At 69.0% G+C, this 7840-nt stretch carries 7 protein-coding genes; 4 read left to right on the top strand and 3 right to left on the bottom strand.

From position 1 onward, the window contains the following. Positions 1 to 339 precede the first annotated feature (339 nt). Positions 340 to 537 carry a SlyX family protein gene (locus ACE3UA_RS12600; RefSeq protein WP_374645599.1) on the bottom strand — a complete coding sequence of 66 codons (198 nt, stop codon included), beginning with the start codon at positions 535 to 537 and terminating at the stop codon, positions 340 to 342. A gap of 69 nt (positions 538 to 606) precedes the next feature. On the opposite strand from ACE3UA_RS12600, the gene hisS reads away from it, so the two are divergent. The 3 genes from hisS to hisG all read left to right on the top strand — a co-directional run bounded on the left by hisS (position 607) and on the right by hisG (position 3966). After that, positions 607 to 2079: a histidine--tRNA ligase gene (gene hisS, locus ACE3UA_RS12595; RefSeq protein WP_374645597.1), complete on the top strand. Its 1473-nt coding sequence runs from the start codon at positions 607 to 609 to the stop codon at positions 2077 to 2079. A 94-nt stretch (positions 2080 to 2173) separates the two neighbouring features. After that, positions 2174 to 3271 carry an ATP phosphoribosyltransferase regulatory subunit gene (locus ACE3UA_RS12590; RefSeq protein WP_374645595.1) on the top strand — a complete coding sequence of 366 codons (1098 nt, stop codon included), beginning with the start codon at positions 2174 to 2176 and terminating at the stop codon, positions 3269 to 3271. Beyond that, a complete protein-coding gene (gene hisG, locus ACE3UA_RS12585; protein WP_374645593.1) occupies positions 3268 to 3966 on the top strand; it encodes an ATP phosphoribosyltransferase in 699 nt (232 codons plus the stop codon). The genes ACE3UA_RS12590 and hisG overlap by 4 nt, the downstream gene beginning before the upstream one ends. Before the next feature lie 68 nt (positions 3967 to 4034). Here hisG and ACE3UA_RS12580 read toward each other — a convergent pair whose 3' ends face one another. Continuing rightward, positions 4035 to 4892: a DMT family transporter gene (locus ACE3UA_RS12580; RefSeq protein ID WP_374645591.1), complete on the bottom strand. Its 858-nt coding sequence runs from the start codon at positions 4890 to 4892 to the stop codon at positions 4035 to 4037. Between the two features lie 109 nt (positions 4893 to 5001). Further along, positions 5002 to 5424: a DUF1489 family protein gene (locus ACE3UA_RS12575; RefSeq protein ID WP_374645589.1), complete on the bottom strand. Its 423-nt coding sequence runs from the start codon at positions 5422 to 5424 to the stop codon at positions 5002 to 5004. A gap of 110 nt (positions 5425 to 5534) precedes the next feature. Between ACE3UA_RS12575 and ACE3UA_RS12570 the strand changes: the two genes are divergently transcribed. Continuing rightward, positions 5535 to 7805, top strand: coding sequence for an adenosylcobalamin-dependent ribonucleoside-diphosphate reductase (locus ACE3UA_RS12570; protein WP_374645587.1), 2271 nt, complete (start codon positions 5535 to 5537; stop codon positions 7803 to 7805). Positions 7806 to 7840 lie beyond the last annotated feature (35 nt).

The following is a 7840-nucleotide window of genomic DNA, read 5'->3' as shown; positions in this document are numbered from 1 at the left end:
TTGGGAAAGAAGGGCTGCAGCCGTGCCATCTGCACGTCCGTCAGCCAAAAAAGGTTGGTCATAGGTCAGTCTCCTTGCGGAGCCTGAATCACGCCGAAAGTGGAAGATCAATGGGTCCTGACCCTAAAGCTTGCACGGGACGGAGTGCCGTCCGAATTCCTGCGTGTCGCACTGCGTGGAGCGTTTTCTCGATAGACTCAGGAGGTTAAGTATTTGGGGTTCGTTTTGCTTTCGGCAGAAGCAAATACCAGCGCCTGATGCCCTTAACAAACCCCTAACGCCCACAGCTAACCCCTTGGAATCCTTTGCGGTCTCCACCCTGTCCTGCGTGGACACCCCTCACCAGTGAGGCGGTCGGACGTTCGCCTCCGGGGCCTCCCCCCGCAGGGCCTCCTCCTCCGCGGCCCGCTCCATCAGCAGCCGAACCCGCCGCTCCAGCCCCGCGATCTCCCCGGCCTGCCGGGCCACCACGTCCGACAGGTCCTCCACCGCCCGGATCAGGTGGGCCACCTTCTCTTCCAGATCGACCGTACCCATCCCCACCCCCGCTTGCCGCCTCTCCCCCCATCCGATACACGGACCCCGATCAAAAGCGAAGGTCCGACCATGGCCGACAAGCCCCCCCGCCGCCCCCGCGCCGAGACTCCGAAGGGATTCCGCGACTATTTCGGGGCCGAGGTCACCGAACGGAAAGCCATGCTCGACCGCATCGCCGGGGTCTACCACAGGTACGGGTTCGACCCGCTGGAGACCTCGGCGGTGGAGACGGTCGAGGCCCTCGGCAAGTTCCTCCCCGACGTCGACCGCCCCAACGAGGGCGTCTTCGCCTGGCAGGATGAGGATGCCGACTGGCTGGCCCTGCGGTACGACCTCACCGCCCCCCTCGCGCGGGTCGCCGCCCAGTACCGCAACGACCTCCCCTCCCCCTACCGGAGGTACGCGATGGGCCCGGTCTGGCGGAACGAGAAGCCGGGGCCGGGACGGTTCCGGCAGTTCTATCAGTGCGACGCGGATACGGTGGGGTCCGGGTCGGTCGCGGCGGACGCCGAGATCTGCGCCATGCTGGCCGACTGCCTGGAGGAGGTCGGCATCCCGAGGGGCGACTATCTGGTGAAGGTCAACAACCGGAAAGTCCTGAACGGGGTAATGGAGGTCGCCGGACTGGCGGGCGAGGACAAGCACGACGAACGCGGCATCGTGTTGCGGGCCATCGACAAGATCGACCGGCTGGGTCCGGAGGGGGTTCGGGCCCTCTTGGGCGCGGGCCGCAAGGACGAGAGCGGCGACTTCACCAGGGGCGCGGGGCTGTCGGCGGAGCAGGCCGAGGTCGTGATGGGTTTCACCACCGCCAAGCGCGATACCGGGGCCGAGACGGTCGCCCGGCTGCGGGAACTGGTGGGAGCCTCTGTCATCGGGGCCGAGGGTGTGGCGGAGCTGGAGGGCATCGCCGCGCTCCTGGAGGCGCAGGGCTATGGGGCGGACCGGATCGTGCTGGACCCCGGCGTGGTGCGGGGGCTCGGCTACTATACCGGGCCGGTCTATGAGGCGGAGCTGACCTTCGAGATCCTCGATGAGAAGGGCCGAAAGCGGCAGTTCGGCTCGGTCGCCGGGGGGGGCCGCTATGATGGTCTCGTCAAGCGGTTCACCGGGCAGGACGTGCCGGCGACGGGGGTTTCCATCGGGGTGGACCGGCTCTTGGCCGCGCTGCGGGCCAAGGGGCGCGGCACGGCGGATACGGCGGGGCCGGTGGTGGTCACGGTGATGGACCGCGACCGGATGGCGGACTACATGGCGATGGTGGGCGAGCTGCGGCAGGCGGGCATCCGGGCCGAGGTCTATCTGGGCAATCCGAAGAATTTCGGCAACCAGTTGAAATATGCGGACAAGCGACAGTCTCCGGTCGCGGTGATCCAGGGCGGGAACGAGGCCGAGAAGGGCAGCGTGATCCTGAAGGACCTGATCCTGGGGGCAAAGATCGCCGAGAGCGCGACGCTGGAGGAGTGGAAGGACCGGCCCGCGCAGGTCGAGGTGCCTCGCGGGGAGTTGGTGGCGGCGGTGAAGCGGATGCTGGGGCAATGATACTTGCGGCGTTCCCCCCACCCCCGCCCCACAAGAGGGGAGGGGAGGCGCTGTCTGCCCCGCAGGGGCGCCGGATTGTCCGGGGGTGGCAGGCATGACCCCGAAGGCGGTGATCCGGGCCGAGGGCGAGCGGCTTCTGGCGGCCTTCCTTCAGGCGGGCGCGGTGCCGGTCGAGGCCGATGTGCTGCAACCGGCGGGCACACTGCTGGACCTTTATGGCGAGGATATCCGGGCGCGGGCCTATGTGACCGACGACCCGGTCAAGGGCGAGATGATGCTGCGCCCCGACTTCACCGTGCCGGTGGTGCAGGCGCATATGGCGCATGGGGCGGAGCCGGCCAGATATGCCTATCTGGGTGAGGTCTTCCGCAAGCAGGCGCGCGGCTCGGGCCGGGCGTCGGAATATCTTCAGGTGGGCTATGAGGTCTTTGACCGGCAGGCGACCGAAGTCGCGGATGCCGAGGTCTTTGCGCTGTTCCGCGACCTGCTGTCGGGGCTGGATCTGCGGCCGGTGACCGGGGATATCGGCATCCTGATGGCCGCCGTCCGGGGGCTGGAGACCAGCGAGGGCCGCAAGGCGGCGCTGTTGCGGCATGTCTGGCGGCCCGTGCGGTTCAAGGCGCTGCTGGACCGCTTCGCCGGGCGGGCCCCGGTTCCGGCCGGGCGGCTGGCCCTGCTGGAGCGGCTGCGCGCCGGCTCTCCCGCGCAGCTGATCGAGGAGGCGGGCAGCTTCGTCGGGCTGCGCACCGCCGAGGAGATCGCGGCGCGGGCCGAGGCGCTGGTGGCGGATGCCGGGACGGCGCCGATCAGGGCGACCGAGGCGGCGCTGCTGTATGATCTGCTGTCGCTGGAAGCCCCGGCCGCGGCGGCCCTGAGCCATCTGCGCGGGATCGCACCGATGCTGCCGGCGATCGGCCCGGCGGTGGACCGTTTCGCGGCCCGGCTGGAGGCGCTGGCGGCGCGGGGGGTGGATGTCTCGACGCTGGCCTTCGAGGCGAGCCATGGGCGGACGGCGCTGGAATATTACGACGGCTTCGTCTTCAGCTTCCTGAAGGACGGAATGCCGCCGGTCGCCAGCGGGGGACGCTACGATGCGCTGACGGCGGTGCTGGGGGCGGGGGCCTTCATCCCGGCGGTGGGCGGGGTGATCCGGCCGGGGCTGGTCGCGCGGCTGAAGGGGGCGCTGGCATGATCCGGGTGGGCGTGCCGTCCAAGGGGCGGCTGATGCAGGACTGCTTCGACTGGTTCGGCGCGCGCGGCGTGGTGATGCGGCGCTCGGGCTCGGACCGGGAGTATTCCGGCGTGGTCGAGGGAGTCGAAGGGGTGGCGCCGGTGCTGCTCTCGGCCGGGGAGATCCCGCGCGAACTGGCGGCGGGGCGGATCCATCTGGGGGTCACGGGGTCGGACCTGGTGCGCGAGCAGCTGGGCGCGGACGAGGTGGCGGAGGTGGCGAAGCTGGGTTTCGGCCGGGCCGACCTGATCATCGCGGTGCCGAACGTCTGGATCGACGTGGAAACGGTCGATGACCTCGACGCGGCGGCGGCGGCCTTCCGCAAGGCGCATGGCCATCGGCTGCGGATCGCGACGAAGTATCACCGGCTGGTCCGGGATTTCCTGCAGGCGCAGGGGGTTGCGGATTACCAGCTGGTCGACAGCCAGGGCGCGACCGAGGGCACGGTGCTGAACGGGACGGCGGAAGCCATCGCCGACATCACCTCCTCGGGCGAGACGCTGCGGGCGAATCACCTGCGGATCCTGTCGGACGGGCTGATCCATTCCAGCCAGGCGGTGCTTTGGGCCAGCCGGGTGGCGGAGTGGTCGGCGGAGGACCGGGCGGCCTATGCGCGGCTTGCGGCGAAGCTGGGGGTTGCGGGCGTGCCCTTCTGATGGCCGCTCGTCGATGACTTCGTCACTCCTCGCCGCGACGAGGGGATGACGTCGAACGAGGAACGGTCCTAGCGGCGGGCCAGGGCGACGCCGATCCCGGCCAGCGCCATGCCGGCCCAGGCGAGGGGCGGCATCGCCTCGCCCAGCATGGGCCAGGCCGAAAGCGCGGCGAGCGGCGGGACCAGGTAGAACAGCGCCGAGACCCGGGCGACCTCTCCGGCGCGGATCATCGCGAGCGGGAGGGTGATCGCGACCATCGAGTTGCCGAGCACCAGATAGGCGAGGGTGCCGAACAGCGCGGGTGTCCAGTCGGCCTGCATCCCCTCGGCCAGGAAGGCCAGCGGCAGGGTGAAGGCCGCGCCGACGGCATATTGGATCAGGTTGGCCGGGACCGGGTGGCTGTCGGTCCCGAAGCGCTTTTCGTACAGCGTGGCGGCGGTCATGCCGACCAGGCCCCCGATGGCGGCCAGGATGCCGAGCGGCGGTTCGTGCGAGATGCCGGAACGGGCGAGGATCACCGTGACCGCCCCGGTCAGGCCGAGCGCGAGGCCGAGCCAGCGGGCGCGGCCGACCGTCTCGCCGACCATCCGGGGGGCGATCAGGCTGACCAGGATCGGTTGCAGGCAGACGATGATCGCGACGCCGCCGGCCGAGACGCCGGACTGGAAGGCGAGGTAGCACAGGCCGAAATAGGCGACCTGGATCAGGAAGCCCACCACGGCGATGTGCCAGGCGGCGCGGCCTTTCGGGAACTCCGGTTTCAGGATCGGAAGAAGGGGGAGGAGGACGAGGACGGCGATGCCGTAGCGCAGGGCCAGGAGGGTGAAGGGTCCCGCATGCTGGACGCCGATCTTGGCGATCGGGAAGCCGACCGACCAGAGAAGCAGGAACAGGGCGGGCGCGGCGAGGAGGAGCGGGCGGGGCATGGCATCGGTTGTGGCGGGTTTCGCGCGGCAGGGCCAGAGGGCGGTCTTCGGGGCGGGCGGGTATTTGTGCCAGGAGGAAGCGCGATTCTGGTCGAATTGCCCGGGCCGTTCAGTGCAGGCCGAGTTCCGCCAGCGCCTGCGCCAGTTCCGGCGGCAGGGGGTCGTCCTTGGCGCGACCCCTGGGCAGGTCGCGCGGGCTGTCCTTGGGGTCGAGGTAGCGCCAGCCCTGGAAGGGGCGGCGGGGGGCGGCCTCGGTGCGGATGACCTCCTGGTCGAGGACCAGGGCGCAGCGCGGGATGCCGTCGCCGAGGTTCACCTCCTGCAGGTCGGTGATGCGCTGGCGGGCCAGGATCACGCCCTTGATCACCCAGTAGAGCGAGCCGCCGTCCAGCACCTCGGCCTCGCGCCGGGGCCACATGCGGGTGACGTGGATCGCCTTGCCCTCGGGCCAGCGCGGGCGTTGCGCGCGCTGCCAGTCGAGCAGGTCCTCGACCGAGTCGGCGCCGACGCAGAGTTTGAGGAGGTTGATCATGCGCCAAAGATAGCCGCTGGCGGGCCGGGTGCAAGTTGACCCGCGGGGGGGAGAGGCGTATCTTGTGGGTTCGCCCCGACTTATCCACAAGTTCAAGGACCCGTCGCCGCATGTCGCGATTCCAAGCCCCCATCGCCGAAGCCATCTGGGACATGAAATACCGCTTCAAGGAGGCGGACGGCACGCCCATCGACGGCAGCGTCGAGGACAGCTGGCGGCGGATCGCGCGCGCCCTGGCGGAGGTGGAGACGGACCCGGCCAGGTGGGAGGCGGAGTTCTATGCCGCGCTGGAGGGGTTCAAGTTCCTTCCCGCCGGGCGGATCACGGCGGGGGCGGGGACCGGGCGCAGCGTCACGCTGTTCAACTGCTTCGTCATGGGCACGATCCCGGACACGATGGCGGGGATCTTCGACAGCCTTAAGGAAGCCGCGCTGACGATGCAGCAGGGCGGCGGGATCGGCTATGACTTCTCGACCATCCGGCCGCGCGGCGCCCCGGTCGCGGGGGTGGCGGCGGATGCCTCGGGGCCCTTGAGCTTCATGGACGTCTGGGATGCGATGTGCCGGACGATCATGTCGGCGGGCAGCCGCCGGGGCGCGATGATGGCGACAATGCGCTGCGACCACCCCGACATCGAGGCTTTCATCGAGGCGAAGAAGGATCCGGCGCGGCTGCGGATGTTCAACCTGTCGGTGCTGGTGACCGATGCCTTCATGGCGGCGGTCAAGGCGGACGGGCCCTGGGAACTGGTGTTCGGCGACAAGGTCTACAAGACCGTCGAGGCGCGGGACCTGTGGAACCGGATCATGCGCTCGACCTTCGACTATGCCGAGCCGGGGGTGATCTTCATCGACCGGATCAACGCGATGAACAACCTGGGCTATGTCGAGACCATCGCGGCGACCAACCCCTGCGGCGAGCAGCCGCTGCCGCCCTATGGCGCCTGCCTGCTGGGCAGCATCAACCTGCCGACGCTGGTCAAGGATGCGTTCGACGCCCATGCCGCGATGGACATGCAGGCGCTGGACCATCTGGTGCGGGTCGCGGTGCGGGCGATGGACAATGTGGTGGATGCCAGCCGCTTCCCCTTGCCGGAGCAGGCGGCCGAGGCGCAGGCGAAGCGGCGGATCGGCCTCGGGGTCACGGGACTGGCCGATGCGCTGCTGATGGTGGGCCTGCGCTATGGCTCCGAAGCGGCGGCGCGGGTCACCGAGGTCTGGATGCATGCCATCGCGCGGTCGGCCTATCTCGCCTCGGTCGATCTGGCCAGGGAGAAGGGGGCGTTTCCGCTGTTCGAGGCCGAGGGCTATCTGGCCAGCGGCAACATGATGCAGATGGATGCCGACGTGCGCGAGGCGGTCCGGGCGCATGGCATCCGCAACGCCCTGCTGACCAGTGTCGCGCCGACCGGGACGATCTCGCTGTATGCGGGCAATGTCAGTTCCGGGATCGAGCCGGTCTTCGCCTATGCCTATACCCGCAAGGTGCTGCAGAAGGATGGCAGCCGCACCGAGGAGGAGGTCGTCGACTACGCCGTCCGCCTCTGGCGGGAAAAGCACGGCGACGCGCCGCTGCCCGAGCATTTCGTGAACGCCCAGACCCTGCCGCCTCTTGACCATGTGCGGATGCAGGCGGCGGCGCAGAAATGGGTGGATTCGTCGATTTCCAAGACGATCAACTGCCCGGTCGACATCAGCTTCGACGATTTCAAGGAGGTCTACATGGCCGCCTGGGACCAGGGCTGCAAGGGCTGCACGACCTATCGGCCGAACGACGTGACCGGCTCGGTCCTGACCGTCTCGGAGAAGGAGACGGCCCCGGCGGCGGCCCAGCCGGTGACCGGGGGCGAGGTGGTCTATCTGTCCGACCCGCTGGACCGTCCGGCGGCGCTGGAGGGGCAGACCTACAAGGTGAAATGGCCGGGCTCGGAACACGCGCTTTACATCACCATCAACGATATCGTGATCGCGGGCCACCGGCGGCCCTTCGAGGTGTTCATCAACTCGAAGAACATGGAGCATTTCGCCTGGACCGTGGCGCTGACCCGGATGATCAGCGCGGTGTTCCGGCGGGGTGGCGACATTTCCTTCGTTGTCGAGGAACTGAAGGCGGTGTTCGACCCTCGCGGCGGGGCGTGGATGGAGGGGCGCTATATCCCCTCGATCCTTGCGGCCATCGGTGGGGTGATCGAACGCCACCTGATCGACATCGGCTTCATCGAAGGCGAGGGGCTGGGTCTGAAGTCCGACCCGAAGGCCGAGCTGTTGCGGGTCGGCGAGACCCCGCGCGGCAAGTCCTGTCCGGCCTGCGGCAGCTATGACCTGCGGATGGTGGAGGGCTGCCTGACCTGCGGGTCCTGCGGCCATTCGAAATGCGGCTGAGGCGGGCGGGAGCGAGGCGGTTCGAGAAGTTGATT

Origin of the sequence: Tabrizicola sp., from assembly GCF_041919135.1 — a bacterium.
In the GTDB taxonomy this organism is placed as follows: Bacteria; Pseudomonadota; Alphaproteobacteria; order Rhodobacterales; family Rhodobacteraceae; genus Tabrizicola.
This window is presented reverse-complemented; position numbering and strand designations above follow the sequence as displayed.